The sequence below is a fragment of the Streptomyces coacervatus genome (assembly GCF_029223485.1).
Lineage (GTDB): Bacteria > Actinomycetota > Actinomycetes > Streptomycetales > Streptomycetaceae > Streptomyces > Streptomyces coacervatus.
Genome location: NZ_JARHTP010000075.1, coordinates 1 through 663, shown reverse-complemented (window position 1 = coordinate 663; position 663 = coordinate 1). Strand labels below are relative to the sequence as shown.

At 69.5% G+C, this 663-nt stretch carries 1 protein-coding gene; it reads right to left on the bottom strand.

Annotated elements, in window-relative coordinates; translation table 11 throughout:
• A partial coding sequence (locus tag P2Q00_RS50640) for a beta-ketoacyl reductase (RefSeq protein WP_338059428.1) occupies nucleotides 1-663 on the bottom strand: 663 nt, incomplete at both ends.

Here is a 663-nt window from a genome sequence, read left to right as displayed (position 1 = left end):
GATCACCCGGCGTCGGATAATCGAACACCAACGTCGCCGGCAACCGCAGCCCCGTAACCGACCTCAAGTCATTACGCAGCTCCACCGCCGTCAACGAATCAAAACCCAACTCCTTGAACGCACGGCCCGGTTCGACGAGATCGGCGCGGCTGTAGCCGAGCACCGCGGCGACACGTTCACATACCAGGTCGACCAGGAGCCGTTCGCGTTCGACGTGCGTCAGGGCGAGGAGGCGCTGGGCGAGCGAACCACCGTCCGCGGAGGCCACCGGGTCGCCGGCAGCCCGGCGTACAGGCGTCCGGACCAGGCCGCGCAGCAGTGCCGGGATCGTCCCGGTGGCGGTGGCCTCAGCCCGCAGCGCCGCCAGGTCCAGCCGCATCGGCAGCAGAACCGCCTCATCCACCCCCACCGCCGTGTCGAAGAGGGCCAGCCCCTCCTCCGACGACAGCGGCAGCACGCCACCCCGGGCGATGCGACGCAGATCGACGTCATCCAACTCGCCGGTCATGCCGCTGGCTTCGCCCCACAGACCCCATGCCAGCGCACTCGCCGGCAGACCCTCAGCCCGACGACGCTGCGCCAACCCCTCCAAGAACGCATTCGCCGCCGCATAGTTGCCCTGCCCGGCAGCACCGAACACCGCCGCCGCACCCGAGAACAACA